This is a genomic window from Neokomagataea thailandica NBRC 106555 (genome assembly GCF_001598495.1).
GTDB lineage: Bacteria > Pseudomonadota > Alphaproteobacteria > Acetobacterales > Acetobacteraceae > Gluconobacter > Gluconobacter thailandicus_A.
On record NZ_BCZB01000011.1, the window covers coordinates 28,070 to 46,845 of the forward strand.

General features: G+C 57.1%; 11 protein-coding genes. 3 read left to right on the forward strand and 8 right to left on the reverse strand.

What is annotated here, in order from left to right:
* Positions 1 to 15 precede the first annotated feature (15 nt).
* From NTH01S_RS05155 to NTH01S_RS05190, 8 genes are all read right to left on the reverse strand, one after another.
* A complete protein-coding gene (locus NTH01S_RS05155) occupies positions 16 to 4,569 on the reverse strand; it encodes an AAA family ATPase (RefSeq protein WP_068170497.1) in 4,554 nt (1,517 codons plus the stop codon).
* 27 nt (positions 4,570 to 4,596) lie between these two features.
* Positions 4,597 to 5,235 carry a thioredoxin domain-containing protein gene (locus tag NTH01S_RS05160; protein ID WP_068170499.1) on the reverse strand — a complete coding sequence of 213 codons (639 nt, stop codon included), beginning with the start codon at positions 5,233 to 5,235 and terminating at the stop codon, positions 4,597 to 4,599.
* Between the two features lies 1 nt (position 5,236).
* Positions 5,237 to 5,872 carry a thioredoxin domain-containing protein gene (locus NTH01S_RS05165; RefSeq protein ID WP_068170544.1) on the reverse strand — a complete coding sequence of 212 codons (636 nt, stop codon included), beginning with the start codon at positions 5,870 to 5,872 and terminating at the stop codon, positions 5,237 to 5,239.
* A gap of 169 nt (positions 5,873 to 6,041) precedes the next feature.
* On the reverse strand, positions 6,042 to 6,989 hold the full coding sequence (locus tag NTH01S_RS05170) for a hemolysin family protein (protein ID WP_068170503.1): 948 nt from the start codon (positions 6,987 to 6,989) through the stop codon (positions 6,042 to 6,044).
* Positions 6,986 to 7,474, reverse strand: a complete 489-nt coding sequence (ybeY, locus tag NTH01S_RS05175) for an rRNA maturation RNase YbeY (RefSeq protein ID WP_068170510.1) — start codon at positions 7,472 to 7,474, stop codon at positions 6,986 to 6,988. The genes NTH01S_RS05170 and ybeY overlap by 4 nt, the downstream gene beginning before the upstream one ends.
* Positions 7,443 to 8,681 (reverse strand): PhoH family protein, encoded by a 1,239-nt coding sequence (locus NTH01S_RS05180; RefSeq protein ID WP_370664300.1) that lies wholly within the window; start codon positions 8,679 to 8,681, stop codon positions 7,443 to 7,445. The genes ybeY and NTH01S_RS05180 overlap by 32 nt, the downstream gene beginning before the upstream one ends.
* Entirely contained in the window at positions 8,675 to 10,078 is a 1,404-nt protein-coding gene (gene miaB / locus NTH01S_RS05185; RefSeq protein WP_245642194.1) for a tRNA (N6-isopentenyl adenosine(37)-C2)-methylthiotransferase MiaB, read from the reverse strand. Before miaB ends, NTH01S_RS05180 begins: the two co-directional genes overlap by 7 nt.
* 331 nt (positions 10,079 to 10,409) lie before the next feature.
* A complete protein-coding gene (locus NTH01S_RS05190; protein WP_068170512.1) occupies positions 10,410 to 11,396 on the reverse strand; it encodes a lysophospholipid acyltransferase family protein in 987 nt (328 codons plus the stop codon).
* Between the two features lie 385 nt (positions 11,397 to 11,781).
* On the opposite strand from NTH01S_RS05190, the gene NTH01S_RS05195 reads away from it, so the two are divergent.
* From NTH01S_RS05195 to NTH01S_RS05205, 3 genes are all read left to right on the forward strand, one after another.
* Positions 11,782 to 13,779 carry an autotransporter assembly complex protein TamA gene (locus tag NTH01S_RS05195; protein WP_084367028.1) on the forward strand — a complete coding sequence of 666 codons (1,998 nt, stop codon included), beginning with the start codon at positions 11,782 to 11,784 and terminating at the stop codon, positions 13,777 to 13,779.
* Positions 13,743 to 17,984: a translocation/assembly module TamB domain-containing protein gene (locus NTH01S_RS05200; protein WP_245642196.1), complete on the forward strand. Its 4,242-nt coding sequence runs from the start codon at positions 13,743 to 13,745 to the stop codon at positions 17,982 to 17,984. The genes NTH01S_RS05195 and NTH01S_RS05200 overlap by 37 nt, the downstream gene beginning before the upstream one ends.
* A gap of 277 nt (positions 17,985 to 18,261) precedes the next feature.
* Entirely contained in the window at positions 18,262 to 18,741 is a 480-nt protein-coding gene (locus NTH01S_RS05205) for a YaiI/YqxD family protein (protein WP_068170554.1), read from the forward strand.
* Positions 18,742 to 18,776: the final 35 nt, after the last annotated feature.

An 18,776-nucleotide genomic window follows, 5' to 3' on the forward strand; every position in this document is an offset into this window, starting at 1 on the left:
CGTTGTGGCAGAAGATTATGCTCCGTCAATCATGGCGGAGGCTCGTTTAAGGTCAACGGAGAGTACACGGCTTACACCTCGTTCTTGCATGGTGACGCCGTAGAGGCGGTCCATATAGGCCATCGTGAGTTGATGATGTGTGACGACGAGGAAGCGCGTGCCGGCTTCTTTCGTCATATCTGTGAGTAGCGTGCAGAAGCGTTCGACATTGGCGTCATCCAATGGGGCATCGACCTCGTCGAGGACGCAAATAGGGGCAGGGTTGCAGCGAAATGTTGCGAAGATCAGTGAGAGGGCCGTGAGCGCTTGTTCACCGCCGGAGAGCAGCGACAAGGTTGAGAGTTTTTTTCCCGGTGGTTGCGCGAAGATTTCGAGGCCTGCTTCAAGGGGGTCATCGCTGCCGACGAGACCAAGATGGGCACGTCCACCGCCGAACATGCGGGCAAAGAGTGACTGAAAATGTTGGTCCACCATGGCGAAAACGGCGGTGAGGCGCTCACGCCCCTCTTTATTGATACTGCCGATGGCACCGCGCAGGCGAGCAATGGCGTGTGTGAGCTCGGCGTGTTCACGGGCGATGGTTTCTGCTGTGGTGCGGGCTTCTTCATACTCTAAATCGGCACGTAAGTTGACCGGGCCGAGGGCTTCACGTTCACGCGTTAGGCGGGTGAGGCGGCGGCGGGTTGTTGTTTCGGCGTTTTCGGACAGGTCTTGTGGGTAGGGTGTACGTGGGTCTGGGGCTTCGCTCTCAGCATGGAGTTTTGCGTGCGCTGCGGCAGCTTGTTCGGCACGTTCGCTCAAGCGCGCAAGTGTTGCGCGGCCTTCAGAGAGTGTGTGTTCAAGCAGGCGAAGCCGGTCTTGGGATGTACGGGCTTTTTCTTCAGCGGCAGTTTCATGCAGGCGAGCGGCTTCTAAGAGTGTTTCTGCGTGGTGCAGGGCTTCTTCGCGTTTTTTTAAGCTGTGGGCGATGATGTTTGGTTCTTCACGGGCGCTGGTGTGTTCCGCGCGGAGTGCGGTGACGCGTTCAGTGAGGGTGGTGTGTTGTTCTGCGGTGGTTTGGATTTGGTGTGTGATGTCGTTTAGGCGGGTCTGTAGGGCGGTGATGGCGCTTTCCCGGCGCACGGCGTCATGTGTGTGTGCCGTGAGGGCTTCTCGCGCTTGATGATGTGCGTCTTTGGCGGCGGTGAGTGCGACGAGGGCTGTGTCTTGTGCGTTGGCGAGTGCAGCAAGGTCTGGTCGTTGCGTTAAGGCTGTGCTTTGGGCGGCGTGTTCGCTTCGTAAGCGTGTGTATGTGCTGCGGAGTTGCATGGCATGGGGCGTTAAGACCGCGAGGCGGGCTGAAGCGGTGGTGATGATATGTTCCCGCTTGCTGAATTCTGCACGGATGGTTTGGGCAATAGTGTGTGATGAGGATGCGTGCAGAGCCGCGTTTTGTGCCGTTTTTTGCGCGTTTTTTTGGTGTGCTTCGGCGTGTATAGCAGCGTGTTCTAGAGCCGTAATATCTGGACGTGGTGTTGCCTGATGGAGGTCCAGCGCTTTTGTCAGAGCCGTCAGGTCGTTTTGAGTACGGGTGATGCTGTCTGTGAGGCGCTGCATGTGGTCTTCGGCAGCACGGTGGCGCAGGAAGGCTTGGTCATGCGTATGCTGTGCATGTTCGAGTGCGGTCTGGGCGTTTTGGCGGTTTTGGCGGCATGTGTTGAGTGTGGCTTGAGCGGTTTGAACGTCCTGTGCGAGCGCATCGGCTGCGGCTTTGAGGTGTTCTGGTGGTTTTTGGTTCTGATAGGCGGTTTGCGCGGCGTTTAGGCGTGAATGTGCTTCTTGTAGGGTGCGTGCGGTATCTTCGGCCTTTTGTACGGCGGCTTCTAAGCGATCCGCAGCGCGGGTACTGAGTTGGGTGTGTTGGGCTACAGTTGTTCTGGCTTGGCTAAGGGCATGTTCTTCTATGCTGCGTTGGCCGCGTAGGGCTGTGAGAGTGTCTGACGCAGTTTTAAGTTCTGTTTGTGCTGTATGGGTTTGTGCTTGCAGCGCAGGAAGGCACGCTTCCTCTGCCGTTATCTCTTTTTTTAGGGCGGTGAGGTTGCGGCGACGTTCGAGCAAGACGGCGCTTTGGTCTTGTGTTGAGGCCGCACGATGATATCCGTCCCAGCGCCATAATGCACCTTTTGTGGTGACGAGAGAGTGCCCGGGGTGGAGGTGTGTTTGGAGGCTAGGGCCGTCTGCGTCATTTGGCAGGAGAAGGATATGGTCAAAGCAGCGGCGCGTAGCGTCGGGGCAGGTGAGCAGTGCGCTGAGTGGGGTGAGGCTGGCGAGTGCTGTGTGGAGTGGCGTTGTGTCGGGTGTATCAAAAGAGGCTTGTGGTAGGCAGCGCCAGCGGCGTGTGGCGGGAATATCGTCCGGGGCGAGGGATGCGTCGATCCCATCTGCTAGGGCCGCTGCAACGGCATGAGTGAGGTGGCTGGGGACGGATAGTGCATCAATAAGAGGATGAGGCTCTTGGGCTGTGTCTTTGAGGCTTTGAGCGAGGCCTTCGGCTTGGCTTCGTTTCTTAAGTAAAGAGGCCTCGGCCATACGCTCGGTTGTTTGGGCATCTTCAGTCGTTTTGTGAGCGGTTGTAAGGGCGGTTTCAGCGTGAGAAAGGCGCTCTTCCAGTGATGTGAGGGTTTGCTCGTAAGTGTGAACGGCGTGCGTGGCTTGCTCAAGCAGCGTAGGGTCAGGCTGCTCCGTGCGGCAGTGGGCAACGTGTTGTTCTGCTTCGGCGTGGCGTTTTTGGCTGTGTTCATAGTGTGTTTGTGCGTCATCAAGAGCACGCCTGAGGGCTGTATAGCGTTGTGATCCGGCCTCGGATGCTGCGCAGGCTTGGACCCAACGGGCATTAAGTGTGTCGAGAGCCATATTGGCGCTATTTTCGGCGGCTTGGTGTGTTGAAAGGGCCGCTTTTGCCTGTTCGAGCGTGGTTGCTAATTGCGCTTTTTGTTCGGGGGTGAGTTGTGCAGAAACGGCGTCATGGTGGGCGGCTTGGTCTTGGGTCAAACGTTGTTGAGTGGTGACGTGGCGTTGTTGAAGGTCGTGTAAGGTCTTTTGGAACGTGCTTTCTTGTTGGCGTGCATCTTGGACCGCGCGGGACGCTTGTTCGCGGGTCAGGCGTGCGTCTTGTGCGGCTTGGCGGGTCGTGTGTTCTGCGTGACGAGCGGTCTCTGCAGCGGCGACGGCTTCATTTACGCGGTGTTGTAAGGTTTCGAGCGGAGGGCCATTCTCGCATTGTTTCTGCAACTCTGCGCGTTCTTGTTCAGCGTTGTTTAGCGTGTGGCGTTCTTGCTCTAATTGTGTCGTCAGGGCTGAGAGTGCAGTGCGTGCAGCGTCTTGTTGTACGCTTTCAAGGTCATAATGCCGCTGGGCGGTATCGTAAGCGCGTTGTTGAGCGTTTTCTTCTGCCATGAGGCGGGTGACGTCCGCAGATAAAGCAGCATGTTCCGTTGGTGCTTTTTGGCGTTCGTTTTCGTAGGCGGCGAGGGCTTCGCGGGTTTCGTGCTCGGTGTTTTGGCTGTCTTGAAGGCGGGTGGTGAGAGCGGTGAGGTCTGCTTCGGTTGTTTGTAAACGTTCAGTCGCGCTGGCTGCGGTCTCACGTGCACGGTTGAGGTCGTGACGTGCTGTCTCGGCTTCAAGGCGGAGGTTTTCAACGGTGGAGCGCGCATCTTCGCAGGCTTTACGGGCTGCGGGCAAAGCGGCTCTAGTTTGAAATTCCGCAATCTGCGCTTTTTCGAGTTCTTGTTCGGCTTGTTTTAAGGTTTCTTTGGCGCGGGCAAGGTCATCGCGGCTGCGTTGCACGGCACGATTGGCGCGGGCATGGAGCAAACAATGCAACTGGTCTTCGAGTGTGCGGATTTGCTCTGAGAGTTCACGATAAATTTTGGCTTGGCCGGATTGCTCAGACAGTTGCTCCAGCCGCTCTTCAAGCTGGAGGCGCAAATCCTCTGCGCGGGCGAGGTTGGCTTCGGTTTGGCGGAGTTTCAGTTCAGCATCATGGCGGCGGGCGTGGAGGCCGGTGATGCCAGCGGCTTCTTCTAAGAGGAGGCGTCGTTCTTCGGGTTTGGCAGCAATGAGCAACCCGACGCGGTTTTGACTGACAATAGCGGAGCTACGCGCGCCAGAAGCAAGGTCCGCGAAAAGGGTTTGTACATCACGCGCGCGGGTAACGCGCCCATTGATGCGGTATTCGCTGCCAGACCCGCGCTCGGCCTTACGCGTGACTTCAAGCTCATCAGCCTCATGGAATGGAGCGGGGGCAAGGCCGCGTGCGTTGGCGATATGGAGGGTAACTTGCGCGAGGTTGCGTGCAGCGCGGGCGTTGGTGCCCGCGAAGATAAGGTCATCTAACTCGCCTCCTCGTAGGGCGCGAGCAGATGCTTCACCCATTGCCCAACGCAGGGCTTCGACGACGTTGGATTTTCCGCAGCCATTAGGGCCGACAATGCCGGTCAGCCCCGGGAGGATGTCAACCCGCACTTCATCCGCAAAGCTTTTGAAGCCGCTGATGGTGAGGCGGCTAATCGTCGTGTCAGATGAAGCCATGCGGTGTGGGGTGGATTTTCAAATCAGTTAGGACGCTTTGGCGACGAGGTCGGCAAATTTGTCGTAGGTTTCTGGATCTTGACTATACGCTGTGTTGTTAAAGCGGAAATAGGGTGTGCCAGAAATATTATAGGTGTCTGCGTCTTTTTTGACTTGTTCGAACACGGCTTGCATGTAGCCCATGTCGTTATGGATCGCGTCAAATTCGCTGGAGGAAATACCGGCGAGAGCAGAGATTTGCTTCAGGCGGTCAATGGGGTCACCATCGCGGCTAAAGGCCCATTGCATTTGGCTAGAGAACAGCGCTTCCAAGAAAGGAACATAGCGTTCTTCAGGCAGGGCGCGGGCGATCATGGCGGCTGTGAGGCCCACTTGGTCCCCGGTGAAATCATGGAACTGATAGCGGATTTTACCGGTATCGATCAGCTTGGCTTTGATTTCGGGAAACTCTTCCGTTGCGAAATGGGCGCAATGGGTGCAGGTGAACGAGAACCATTCTTGCACGAGGATTTTGGCATTCGGGTTGCCAATAATCCGTGGGCTCATGCGCTGTGCCAGCACATTTGGCGCGGTGGTGCTTTGTGCGCGTGCGGTGGTACCCAAGAGGGTGGCGGCAGGCGCTGCGCCGAGGAGGAAGCGGCGGGTCAGGGCAGGAGAATGGGTCATATCAATGCGCCTTTGCGAGAGCAGTTGTGAAGGCATCATAGCTTAAGCCGATTGTGCTGTCCGCCGGGGTGTTATTGATGCGGAAATAAGGTGTGCCGGAAATGCCTAAGAAAGATTGGTCTTTATCTTGGCGTGCTACAATCGCCTGACGGAGTGCTTCGTCTGCGTTGATTGCATCAACCTCAGGGCCGGAGAGGCCAGCGAGAGCGGCATGTTTTTTGAGCTCAGCAACAGGGTCAACATCGCGCGCAAAGGCCCATTGCATTTGGGTGCGGAGCAGATCATCCGTGAACGGGAAATAGCGGTCTGCGGGGAGGGAACGGGCGACCATGGCCCCAAGGAGGGCGAGTTGGTCCAAGGGGAAATCATGAAAGCGGTAGCAAATTTTGCCCGTGTCGATCAGTTTGGCTTTGACTTCTGGAAAGACGGTCTCTGCGAAATGGCCGCAATGGGTGCAGGTCAATGAAAACCATTCATCGACATGGATGGGGGCATCGGGGTGGCCCAGAAAGCGTGGCGCAAGGCGCGGGTCATTCGCTGGCAGGGTTGTATCAGCTTGAGCGATATTAGCACCGAACCCGAGCGCGACAGCACTGGCCGGAAGAGTGGATAAAAACGCACGGCGACCGAAGGACATAAGGCGGTAGTTCCCTTGCCGAAAAAGACCCGCAGGGTGAGGAGGGGTCATAAGCAACTTAGAGAGTTTCAATGACACACGCAGTCCCCTGCGCGTCAAGCCCTTAGCTGATCAGAGCATGGGCTGAATATCCCCCTGCGCCGTCTCTGGCGTTGGGGGGATGGTTGTTTTATGCGCTACGGTCATCCTCTGTTGGGTGGCGTTCTGGCATGGGGCGGTGCTCCCAGCTTTCTGGAACGCGCATACGTAACGAGCGGATGTGGCGTGCATCAGCATCAAGCACACGAAATTCTAGCCCGCTTTCATGGGTTAAAATTTCATCACGCGCCGGGACGTGCTCGGCTAAGCGAAAAACGAGTCCACCAACGGTTTCAATTTCAGCTTCACGTTCAGCATCCGTCAAGACGGCACCTAAACGCACCTCTAACTGCTCGACAGGGAGGCGGGCATCGAGGTCAACGGATCCATCAGGGCGTTCGGTCCAGAGCGCTGTGACGGGGTCATCATGCTCGTCAGCGATGTCACCAACGATGGTCTCGATCAGGTCTTCAATCGTGACAAGGCCATCAATACTGCCATATTCGTCAATCACGAGCGCCATATGAACGCGGCGTTGACGCATTTGCAGCAAGAGATCAAGCACGGGGATGGTCGGCGCGATCATTAAGGGCTGACGTAGCAGAGGACGAATGTCGAACGCTGCGGGGTCATCCACGTAAGCGACCAAGTCTTTTACATGGATCATGCCGGCAATATCATCCAACTGCCCGCGATAAACGGGCATGCGGGAATGGTTTTCTTGCCGCATGAGAGCAAGGGCATCTTCCAGCGAGATATGCTCAGCCATGGCAATGATATCCGCGCGCGGGATCATGACGTCATCCGCCGTAATATCACGCAGGCGTAGCACATTGAGGATCAATGACCGCTCTTGGCGATCAAGCTCGGGCTCTATGTCTGAATCATCTGCGGGTTGTGCCGCTTCATGAACGAGGGTGGCGATAGAGTCACGCAGTCCTTGTTCACGTCCACGGCGGCTGAAGATGTTGAACAGTCCGCTTCTTTGGCCGTTGCGTTTGCTGTCATCCGAAGAGCGCTCGGTTTGATCATCCGTCATTGGCGTGCTCCTCCGTTCTTCCATGGGTCACCGAAGCCAAGAGAGCGTAGTGCTTTGCTTTCAAGGCTCTCCATCGCCCGTGCTTCGCCGGGGTGGTGGTGGTCATGGCCATCAAGGTGGAGGGCGCCGTGCATCACCAAATGTGACAGATGCGCACGCATGGAGCGCCCTGCGGCATGTGCCTCTCGTGCGACGGTTTCAAAGCCCAGAATGATATCACCGCCATGGCCCGGGGCCACAGCCGTGAAGGTCAGGACATTGGTTGGCTTATTGCGGTTACGGAAACGCGCATTGAGCCGTTTGACCACACGATCGCTTGAAAGGAGGATAGAAGGAGCGGGGCCGCTGCTGAAGTCGGGTCCACCCTGCCGGGCGACAGCCGCGAGCGCGCGCCAAATGGTGCGTTCTGCATTGCGTACTGCCGCCCGCCATCGGGCGTCTTCGATGATAATATCAGTAGCGGCGTGGGGACTTGGAGGTTCCATTGCTTTCCCGGCGCAGTCGGTCCCGGACATTGTCACGGGTGGCTGGCGCTTTCTGTTCATAGGCATCAACGATGCGCGCCACCAAGGGGTGACGCACAACGTCTTGTGAGGAGAAATGAGTTACGCCAATTCCCTTGAGACCATCAAGGGTTTCGACGGCTTCTCGTAATCCGGAGGATACACCGCCCGGAAGGTCGATCTGGCTGAGGTCACCCGTCACGGCCATGCGTGTGCCTTCACCCATGCGGGTAAGGAACATCTTCATTTGTGCTGGCGTCGTGTTCTGGGCTTCATCCAAAATGACGTATGAGTGTGCCAGTGTACGGCCACGCATGAAGGCGAGGGGGGCGACTTCAATTTCGCCCGTGCCCATGCGGCGCACGACTTGGTCACCCGGCATCATATCATGCAATGCATCATAAAGCGGGCGAAGATAGGGGTCGATCTTCTCACGCATGTCACCCGGTAGGAAGCCGAGTTTTTCACCGGCTTCAACGGCGGGGCGTGAGAGAATGATACGGTCAACCTGTCCGGCTAGTAGCATGCTCACGCCTTGGGCTACGGCAAGATAGGTTTTACCCGTACCCGCAGGGCCAATGCCGAAGACAAGATCGGTACGCCCGAGCATCTCCATATAAGCGGCCTGTCCGTGTGAGCGCGGGGCAATGACGCCGCGCTTTGTGCGGATGGCGGGCAGGTCACCAAAGGGTGCATTCGCCGCTTGTGGGGACGCGTTATTCTGGCGTGATGGCCCGTTTTGGCGCTGCTGCGGGTGGTTGCGCTGGTGGCGTGGGCGTTCGTGCTGTTTATGCTCTGCTGTGGGAGCAGGTGCCTCGCCATAATTGGTGCGCGGCTTGTCCTGACGGCTGGGGAGTGCGGTCAGGCGGATGATTCCGTCAATCTGGGCACCATCAATCTGTGCGCCGCTCTCAAGGTGATTATAGAGGGCGATGATGGCCGCTTGGGTCCTGCTGACGGCGCCGTCCTCTCCTGTGATGGCAATTTTATTGCCACGGCAGGACAGGCGGACATCAAAACCCGCTTCAAGGCGCACGAGGTGACGGTCATGGTCACCTAACAGGCGTTGCAGCAGGATGTTGTCATTAAAGCGAAGGGCTATGGTGCGGGTATTTCCCCCATGGCCAGCAGGGTTTGCCTGTGGCTCAGACATGGGGGCGGCGGAGCGGGACGGTGAGGTATTCAGCAAGCGAGGGCTGTCTCCCGGGTCAGGACGCCACCGAGCGAGTTCGTGCGGCGGATGGTGATGGACACTTTCACGATCTGGCCGATCAATTCAGCCGGTCCGTCAAAATGGATGGGTTGCAGGTACGGGGAACGTCCTGCGAGTTGGCCCGGCTTGCGGCCAAGCCCGGTGATCAGCACATCCTGAACCGTGCCGACCAGCGATTCATTGAAGGCATCCTGCTGTTCACGCAGCAGGGCCTGAAGCTCCGCCAAGCGCCGGTCTTTGATGTCTTCTGCCACTTGCAGGGGTTGGCCTGCGGCAGGGGTGCCGGGGCGTGGGGAGTATTTGAAGCTATAGGCACTTGCGAAGCCGATATCGCGGATCAACTGCATCGTGTCTTGGAAATCTTGCTCCGTTTCGCCGGGATGGCCGACGATAAAGTCGGAGGATAGGGCAAGGTCTGGGCGTGCCTTACGGAGGAGGCGGATGCTCTCTCTGTATTCATCGGCGGTATGGCCACGATTCATGGCCTTTAGCACGCGGTCGGAGCCACTCTGTACCGGGAGGTGCAGGAATGGCATGAGGGCTGGGATGTCTCGGTGTGCGTCGATCAAGGTTTGTTCGACATCGCGCGGGTGGGAGGTGCTGTACCGGATGCGCGCTAGGCCGGGAATATCCGCCAGCAGGGCTGCGAGTTCCGCCAATGTGGTGCTGCGGCCTTGGTCGTCTAGGCCGTGATAGGCGTTGACGTTCTGGCCCAGTAGGGTGATTTCACGGACGCCCGAGGCGACCATGCGGCGTGCTTCCGCCACGACTGAAGAAACTGGACGGCTGCTTTCAGCGCCGCGCGTATAAGGCACAACGCAGAAAGAGCAGAATTTATCGCAGCCTTCTTGGATGGTCAGGAAGGCGGTAAGGTTGCCGGTGCTTTGTGGTGCGGCTTGCTCTGGCAGGAAGTCAAACTTCTGTTCTGTTGGGAAGTCTGTATCAATGACAGCGCCGCCAGCGCGGGATGCGCGGGCGACCATTTCCGGCAAGCGGTGATAGGTTTGTGGGCCAAGCACCAGATCGACATAAGGTGCGCGGGAGAGGATTTCTTCCCCTGCGGCTTGAGCCACGCAGCCTGCTACTGCGATGACTGTGCGGCTTTTGCCTTCCTGCATCCGTTCGTCACGGATTTTGCGCAGACGGCCGAGTTCTGAGAAGACCTTTTCTGTTGCGCGTTCACGGATATGGCACGTGTTGAGGATGACCATATCGGCATCTTCTGCGGTTTCCACCGGTGCATAGCCCAAGGGACGTAGAACGTCAGACATGCGGGCGCTGTCATAGACATTCATCTGGCAGCCCCACGTAATGACGTGCAGGCCCTGACGGGGGCGGGTGGCAGAAGGAGTGGTGGTCAGCTCGGCGCTCAAGATCGTGGTCCAGAAAAGGTGAAAACAGGCTTGTGTGTGCTGAATGTCCAAGCGGCGCTGTGAGGGCGTGGCACGTGGAACATGCAAGTCTGCGGCGTTATGGTGGGCGAAGCGCTTTCGATCAAGGCTTCATCCTGTCCATAGCGCTTCTTGCGCGTGGAATAAGGGGGTGATGTACAGGCCTGAATCGGGGTCACCTTTGCCTCAAGGGCCGCAGTATTGCGCCGTTTTCAAGCATGAGACTGACGGGAGGAGGGGGGATGAGTCAAGGCAAACTTCACCCGTTTTGTAAAAACGTTGCGGGAGTGTGTTCGTAACGTGCTTCTGCGCGTCACGGACGATTCTCGCCGATGACCGCTTCTCCGCCTGGTGCGCGGCCTACACGGCCACGGCGAATTTCCGTCGCACCGTTTTCGACGATATTATAGGCCTCACGTGCGAGGACTTTGCGGGAGCGAAATTGTTCAGGGTCTAGGGGGGGATGGAAGAGAACCGTGGCGCGCATTGTGCGCCATTGTCCAAAGGCCCATACATGAGGGGCGAGGTCCATATCCCCAAACCATGAGAAGACTTTGCGGCGCATAAGGCCGACGGGCAAGCCCTCGAGGCGGTCATATACTAAGGAGACGGGCTGGATGAGGACGGGCGGAGGTGTTGCCATGCCTGCTTGTTCCAGTCGTCCCGGCTTTGCGATGGCAAAGAAGGATGAGAGGAAAGGGAGAACACGTGTACCGTCTGTGGAGGTGCCTTCTGGGAAGAGCATGATGTCATCCCCATGCCACAGGCGTTGAGACATATCTTCGAGTTCACGGCCTGTATTTTGGCGGTTGCGACTGACGAAGATGCTGCGCCCAAGGCGAGAGACCGTGCCGATGAGGGGCCAGCCGCTCACTTCTCCCTTTGCGACGAACACGGTGGGAATGACGCCGCCCATCGTGGCGATATCCAGCCATGATGTATGGTTGGCAACGTACACGACGGGGCGTTGGCCGTTTTTGACGTCTTTGGCCGTACGGATGCCGCCTGCAGGTTGGCCTACAACACGGACATGAAGCCCAAGAATACGCGAGACACCGGCCCAGTAGCGGCGCGCTAAGTGTATTTTAGCGCTGCCGGGCAGACGGATGAGGAGGGATTGAATGCATCCCATCCAGAATGTGAATATCAGAATAAAAACAAGACGCGCCGCGCAGCAACTACGGCTGACACGTGATGTGCGCGTTGTCACGCCGTGCGCAGCGTGGAGTTCTTCCTCGCTCAAGATTGGGCGTGAGTTGGAGCGGCGGCGGGTGTGTTGCCCTGCGTTACGGTAAGCCATCGCTTTTGATTGATAAGGTCTTCAAGCCGAACATACAATCCATTCGCAAGCGATTTGGGGGGCTTTTTTCGAGGATTCTTTTTGCATTTTTATGAAGGAGCAGAAAACGAAGTGCGGCTTCTTGCGCTCTTGACACTGAGCTTTGTCGTAAGTTCATGAACGAATGTGCCAAACTGTCTTGTACCATGTGAGGGGTATGATGCTGTGTTGGGGGTGGTTGTCGTTGTCGTGGCCGTGGTCATTCTGGCTGCGGGCTGTGTGTTTGTCTTTTAAGTGAGAGCAGGGCTAATCGGTGACGTCAGGTCGTATCTTTCATGTTGGTTTTATACGTTGTGCTCTGAGCTCGGCTTTGGCGTGTGGTGTTGGTATTGCACCCATACAGCTTATGGCAGCGGAGGCATCAAAAGCGACGACTGTGCAGCCACTTTCTTCCACGCCTGCTGTGCAGGGTGGTGTGGCGGTGCCGTATAAAGTCTCTTTGACCTCAACGGGTAATGCTGCGGTGGATAGTGCGGTTGCGGCATCCTCTCAACTTAAGACATTGCAAACGACGCAGGCGGTGGGGCCGTATGCGCTGTCTGGGCGTATTCGGGCGGATTATGACCGGGTAAATACCGCGTTGGAGTCTCAAGGGTTTTACGCGGGCCGTGTGACGATTACGGTGAATGTCGCGGGGCAAGCACTGGACGGCCAGAACCCGCAATTGCCTGACGTGCTGAAAGCGGCCGGTGCCAAGGGCAATGTCAAAGTGACGATTGCTCCGGTTTTGGGTGTGCAGTTTCGTCTAGGCCAAGTGTCGGTTGTGGCGCCTGTATCGGTTGTTGCAGGGCAGACGGCGGTCAATGCTGTGCAGCAGGTGACATCCTTAAAAACGCCATTGGTGCAAGCGCAGAAGCCGAGTGCTGTTGTGGCACTGACGGATGGTGAGCAAAAGGCATTTGGTCTGGCAAGTGGGCAGCTCGCACAAGCTGCACCCGTTCTCGCCGCACAAGGTAATTTGCTGACGTTCTTGCAAGAAGAAGGTTATGCGACGGCATCTGTTTCAACGCCGTTGGCGTATTTGAGGCCGCAGAGTCAAACGCTGGATATTGTGTTCCATGTAGAGCGTGGCCCCAAAGTGGTGATTGGGCCGATTGGGTTTGATGGTTTGACGCATGTGCGGGATTCATTTTTGCGTCGGCGTTTGACGTTGCATGAAGGTGATTTGTATCGCCCGTCCACCATTGAAGCGGCGCGTCAAGATCTGGCGAGTACGGGTGTTTTCTCAACGGTGCAGGTGCATGACGCGCCACCGATTGTGACTTTGGGTAATACTGTGAGCCGGGTGCCGGGTGTAACGCAGGCAATGCCGATTGATTTTGATTTTACGGAAGGCAAGCGGCGCACGTTGTCCGCACAAGCGGGTTATTCGACCGATCTTGGTGGGCGGGCTGGTGTCAGTTGGACGCATCATAATCTGTTAGGTGCAGCGGAGCAGTTGAAGTTGACCGCGCTCGTGACGGGGCTGGGTGGGTCCGCTCAGCAGGGGCTTGGCTATGATGTGTATGCGGATTTCAACAAGCCCGATTTTTTGCGGCGTGATCAGACGTTGAGCCTGCGGGTTGAGGCAATCCGCCAGCTTTTATACTCGTATCGGCAAACGGCGTTTTTGGCGCGTGCTGGTTTGGGGCGGCATTTGGGGAAATACTGGTTTGTATCGGCTGGGGTGATGGGGATGCAGGAGCAGATCCAGCAATTTGGCGATACGCGGCATTATTTCATTGTCTCGGCTCCGCTTGCCGCAACGTATGATAGCACTGAGCTGGTGAACCCGATTGACCCGGCCACACATGGTATTCGGGCGTCTTTGACGGCGACGCCATCGGTATCGTTAGAAAGCAATACGTCGTTCTTCACGATTTTGACGGCGCAGGCTTCGACGTATTTTGACTTTGCGCGCTTGGGTCTGACCAAGTCGGGGAACTCCGTGCTGGCCGTGCGCGGGATTGTGGGGTCCGTTCAGGGGGCATCAACTTATCAGATACCGCCAGATCAACGGCTTTATGCGGGTGGTCCGGCGACGATCCGTGGTTTTCGTTATCAAGGTGTGGGGCCGCAATATGGCAACACGAAATACGCGATTGGTGGCACCTCGATGGATGCGGGGACGGTGGAGTTCCGTCAGCGTTTGCCAAAAAATTTAGGCTTTGCGGCCTTTATGGATGCAGGGCAGGTGGGGACGGGCTCACGGCCGGGGCAAGGAACGTTACGCGTGGGGTATGGTGCTGGGTTGCGGTATTTCACACCCATTGGCCCGGTGCGTGTGGATGTTGCGCTGCCGATGAACCGGCCTGCGCAAGGGGATAAATGGGAGTTGTATCTTGGTCTTGGGGAGACATTCTGATGGCGCAGTATCATGAACAGCAGAATGTTGCCCAAGGGAAGAAAACGGTGAAACGCTCAATTTTGCGGCGTGTGGCCAAGCTGTGTGCGTGGTTGTTTGGCGGCACGCTGGGCGTTGTGGTTTTGGCGCTGGTTATTGTGCTGGTGGGCATTAATACAGGTGCTGGAAAGAGGCTTTTAGAACGTAAGATTACGCCATTATCGGGTGGGATGGTGACGTTGTCGGGGTTGTCCGGGACGTTGCCGTTAAGCGTGGCGTTTGACCATCTGGATGTGCGGGATACGCAAGGGGTTTGGCTCGCGCTGGACCATTTTGATGTCCATTGGTCTCCGCTGAGTTTGCTGCATAAGACGCTTCATGTGGATGCGGTGCGGATTGGGCAGATTCAGGTACGGCGCGCGCCCGTATCCGACACGACAAAAGTGCAAGCGGAGCAATCGGCGTCTTCCTCCGGTGGGCTGCCGAATTGGGGTGTGCAGCTGGACCAGCTTGCGGTTGATCGGATTGTGCTGGGTGCGGCCTTTACCGGGCATGAGATGGCTTTTGATGTGCACGGCCATATGCGGGTGGACACGTTAGCCCCTGTGGGTGCCGGGTTAAGTGTGCAGAACCTGCCAGATGTGGATGCGGGTTTGAAGGTCACGCGCTTGGATGCGCCGGGTCAGGTTGAGCTGACGCTGGGAACGCCTGCGCGGCAGATTAAGCTGCATGTGAACGCGCATGAAGAGGTGGGCGGTGCGCTTCAGACCATCGCTGGGCTGTCGGTTTTAGAGCCATTGACGGTATCGGTCGGGCTGGATGGTCCGCGTGATGCGGCCGTGTTGGAAACACATGCGGCGGCAGGGCCTGCGCAGTTGGATGCGACGGGAACGCTCGATTTACTGGCGAACCGGCTGAACCTTCATGTGAAGGGCAATGCGCCGGCCATGACATTACGTCCCGGTATAGGGTGGAATAGTATTGCGCTGGATACTGTGTTGCATGGGCCGTTTAAGGGGCCTTCTGGGCAAGGTGTTTTGGAGGTTGATGCGCTTTCTGCGGCAGGAGCGGGTGTGGATCATCTCTCCATGCATTTTGATGGGCAGGAAAATGCTGATCAGGCGCAGAGCTTTGCGCATTTAACCGCGCATATTTTGGGTTTACGGATACCGGGAGCGGACCCAACGCTGCTGGCGGGTGCGCCGTTAGATGCAGATGTGATGGCGCATCCTTTCGCACAGGGCCGCCCGGTGGATGTGCATGTGACGCATCCGTTATTTACGGTGGGTGTGCAGGCCGCACTGGACCCGGCGGTGCAGGCGCATATTGTGGCATCTTTGCCGGATTTGGCACCTTTGGCTCGACTTGGCCATGTGGATTTGGCTGGGAAAGCAGGGCTTGAAGCTGATCTTGCTTTGCCCAAAACGGCGCAAGATGATGTGCATGTTCAAGGGCAAGGCACGCTTGATATTGCCGGGGGACAACCGCAAGCGTTGCACCTGATTGGGCATGATGGGCGGTTTGCCTTTGATGTGAGCCAATCAACAGCGCGTGGTGTTACGCTGAAGCATGTCGGCCTTGATGGACGTGCGCTGCATGTCTTGCTGGATGGTGCGTTAGGGGCTGATGCAGCCAAGACGCTGAACGCGCATTTGGCGTTAGGTTTGTCAGATTTGGGGCAGGCGGCCCCGGCGTTGCATGGGCATACGGATGTAAAGGCCGATGTGAACGGTCCGTTGGCTGATTTTGCCGTTAAGGCGGGGTTGGCAGGCGATATTGGTGCGAATGATGTGCCCGTAGGGCCGGTGGCTTTGGATGTGGAAGCGCAGCATCTTCCGGCGCATCCACAAGCGCATATTGTCGGTCATGGGACGTTGGATCGTGCGCCGTTTGTGCTGGATACGCAGGTGCGGCGTGATGATGCGGGGACGTTCTTCGTTACGCTTGATCGTTTGGGTTGGAATAGTGTGAGCGGGAAGGGGGCGTTGCGTTTGCCGTCTGGTGCGAAAGTGCCGTTGGGGGATCTGGATCTTGCGGTGCGGAATCTTGCGGATTTCCGGCGTATTACAGGGCAGAATATAGGCGGGCATGTGGTGTTAGCACTGCATACGACGGAAGCTGCCAATGCGCCTGCCCGCGTTACGCTCGGTTTGGATGGCGCACTCTCTGCACCGCAGGCGACGGTACGGACGCTGACGTTAAACGGCTTTGTGGATGACCCGACGGGGACGCCGATCCCGAATTTGGCGTTAAACTTGGTCGGTTTGCGTGTGCATCAGGCTTCTGGCGATATGACGGGTGGCTTGAAGGCAACGGTTCAGGGGCCGCAAACGGCGCTGGATATTAAAGCCTTAGGTGCCTTCCAAAACGTCATGGGTGCGCCTGCATCTTTGAACACGGTTGCACGGCTGAATGTGCCGGATAAGAGTGTGCAGTTGATGCGTCTTGAGGCTTTGGCCAAGGGAGAGCGTCTTGCGGTTTCGGGGACATCGCTGATCCGCTTTGGTGAGCGTATGGGTGTTGATCATTTGCACATGACGGTTGCACCGGCTGGTGTGGCTCCTGCGGTTTTGGATGTGCGTGGTGAGATCAAGCCGCGTCTGGCTTTGGACGCGACGTTAGATCATCTGACGCCAGCACTGGCTAAGCCGTTTGCGCCGGATTTGAATGCGCGTGGTGTGATTTCGGCTAAAGCGCATGTGACAGGGACGCTGGCAGAGCCAAGCGGAACAGTGGCGGTGATGGCGCAGGGGCTGCACATGGCAACGGGACCAGCAGCGTCTTTGCCTGCGGCGAATGTACAAGCGAATGCTGTTTTGGCAGGAAAAACAGCGCGGATCGATACGCGGTTTGATGCGGGGTCACGCATTGGGCTGACAGCGAATGGTACGGTGCCGCTTTCTCCAACGGGTGCGCTCGCTCTGGCTACAAAGGGGCATGTGGATCTTGATATTGCGAATGCCGTATTGGGGGCGCAAGGCATGGAGACCCACGGGCAAGTGGGGCTGGATATGCATATTGCAGGAACAGCCCAGCAACCGCGCGCTAGCGGCACTGTGCATGTTCAAAATGTGAGCTTTAATAGCTATGCGCAGGGCGTGTCTTTGACCGGGATTAACGGCACGGTTGTGGCTGCGGGTGATACGTTGAATATCCAGCATATTCTCGCGCATGCTGGGCAGGGAACGATCGCGGTGGATGGATCCGTGGGCGTGTTCCGGCCGGGTTTGCCGGTTGAATTGGCGATTGTGTCCCAAAATGCGACGCCGATTGCGAGTGATCTGATTACAGCAACGATTAATACTAATTTGCGCATTCATGGGCAGGCGAAGACGCGTTTGGATGTGGATGGGCATATTGGTTTACCGGCTGTGACGGTGAATATCCCTGATTCCTTGCCAGCCTCTGTGCCGCAGCTTGATGTCATTCGTCCGGGCCAAAAAGTCACGCAATCAACGAGTGCGCTGGTGATTGGGCTGGGTATTGATGTGAACTCACCGGGGCAGTTCTTGGTACGTGGGCATGGGCTTGATGCGGAGATGGCCGGTAATTTGCATGTGGGCGGTGTGAGCACGGCGCCTGTTGTAACGGGTGGGTTTGACTTGCGGCGGGGTAACTTCAACCTTGCCGGGATCAATCTGACCTTTACGCATGGACGTGTTGGCTTTAACGGCGCGGGCGTTAATCATCGTTTGGACCCGACCTTGGATTTTCGTGCGGACCGCAACGCGAAGGGTACGCTCGCGTCATTGTTGGTGAGTGGATATGCGAGCGCACCGAAGTTGGACTTTACGTCCGTACCGCATCAGCCACGCGATGAAGTTTTGGCCATTTTGCTGTTCGGTACGGATTCACATTCACTGTCCACAATGCAACTGGCGGAGCTTGGTGCTGCGGTGGCGCAGCTTGCTGGTGGGTCCTCTTTCGACCCCATGGCAAAGGTCCGCAATGCTCTGGGCTTAGACCGTTTGGCGATTGGTGGCGGTGGTGGTGTGAATAATGGTGGCACAAGTGTTGAGGCCGGAAAATATGTGATGAAGGGCGTGTATGTCGGCGCCAAGCAGGCCATGTCCGGCACGGGGACGCAGGCGCAGGTTCAGGTGGATTTGACGAAGCGCTTGAAGCTGAACACGACGGTTGGTACCGGTGGGCAGGTAACAGGCTTTACGACGCCGGAGAATGACCCCGGGTCCAGCGTGGGTCTGTCTTATGGGTATGATTATTGAGGGCCTGCGTTCGGTGATGAGTGGCCCGATGCGCCGTTGAGTACGTGGTGATCTATTGGCGGTGGCGCTTGTGTGCTGCCACTGGTCGGGCGCTGTCGTTCGGGCGTTGTGGCTCGGGCTTGCTCTTCGGGTGGTGTCTTTATGATGGCGGCTTATCATAATCATCGCCTTGGCGTTCAGGGGTGTGTTTGTGCTTTCTGGAGTTTTGCTGGAGCTGTCCCATTCGGCGGGGTGTATTCGGTTTGCGCTTCGGGCGTGAGTGCGTCACTTTGAGCGCATGACTCGTATTTTTATTGATTCCGATGCTTGCCCTGTCAAAGACGAGGTCTACCGTGTGGCAGGGCGCTATAATGTTCATGTTTTTGTCGTGGCTAACAGGATGATCGCTTTGCCGCCTTCGCCGTTGATTGAACGTGTGGTGGTGGAGGCTGGGCCTGATGTGGCGGATGACTGGATTGCGGAACGCACGCAGAGCCGGGATATTGTGATTACGGCCGATATTCCACTCGCGGCACGCTGCGTTGAGAAGGGGGCTTATGTGCTTGAACCCAAGGGGCGGCTCTTGGACACCGATGCGATTGGTATGGCGCTAGCAATGCGTAATTTGATGACGGATTTGCGGTCTGCCGGAATGATAACGCCGGGAGCGAGTAGCTTTGGTAAGGCTGATCGTTCACGCTTTCTTTCAGCGCTTGATACGCTTGTGGTGAAGGCGCGTAAGCCTAAAATTATGCCTGTTATGCCCTCTTTTGAGTGAACGTGGTGCTTCAAAAGCCTTGATCAAAGTCGTGG

Bases quoted from the DNA above. Each gene is read 5' to 3' on its own strand.
- NTH01S_RS05155 (WP_068170497.1), bottom strand. From the start codon at position 4,569: ATGGCTTCATCTGACACGACGATTAGCCGCCTCACCATCAGCGGCTTC.
- NTH01S_RS05160 (WP_068170499.1), bottom strand. From the start codon at position 5,235: ATGACCCATTCTCCTGCCCTGACCCGCCGCTTCCTCCTCGGCGCAGCG.
- NTH01S_RS05165 (WP_068170544.1), bottom strand. From the start codon at position 5,872: ATGTCCTTCGGTCGCCGTGCGTTTTTATCCACTCTTCCGGCCAGTGCT.
- NTH01S_RS05170 (WP_068170503.1), bottom strand. From the start codon at position 6,989: ATGACGGATGATCAAACCGAGCGCTCTTCGGATGACAGCAAACGCAAC.
- ybeY (WP_068170510.1), bottom strand. From the start codon at position 7,474: ATGGAACCTCCAAGTCCCCACGCCGCTACTGATATTATCATCGAAGAC.
- NTH01S_RS05190 (WP_068170512.1), bottom strand. From the start codon at position 11,396: ATGGCTTACCGTAACGCAGGGCAACACACCCGCCGCCGCTCCAACTCA.
- NTH01S_RS05195 (WP_084367028.1), top strand. From the start codon at position 11,782: ATGGCAGCGGAGGCATCAAAAGCGACGACTGTGCAGCCACTTTCTTCC.
- NTH01S_RS05200 (WP_245642196.1), top strand. From the start codon at position 13,743: ATGGGAGTTGTATCTTGGTCTTGGGGAGACATTCTGATGGCGCAGTAT.
- NTH01S_RS05205 (WP_068170554.1), top strand. From the start codon at position 18,262: ATGACTCGTATTTTTATTGATTCCGATGCTTGCCCTGTCAAAGACGAG.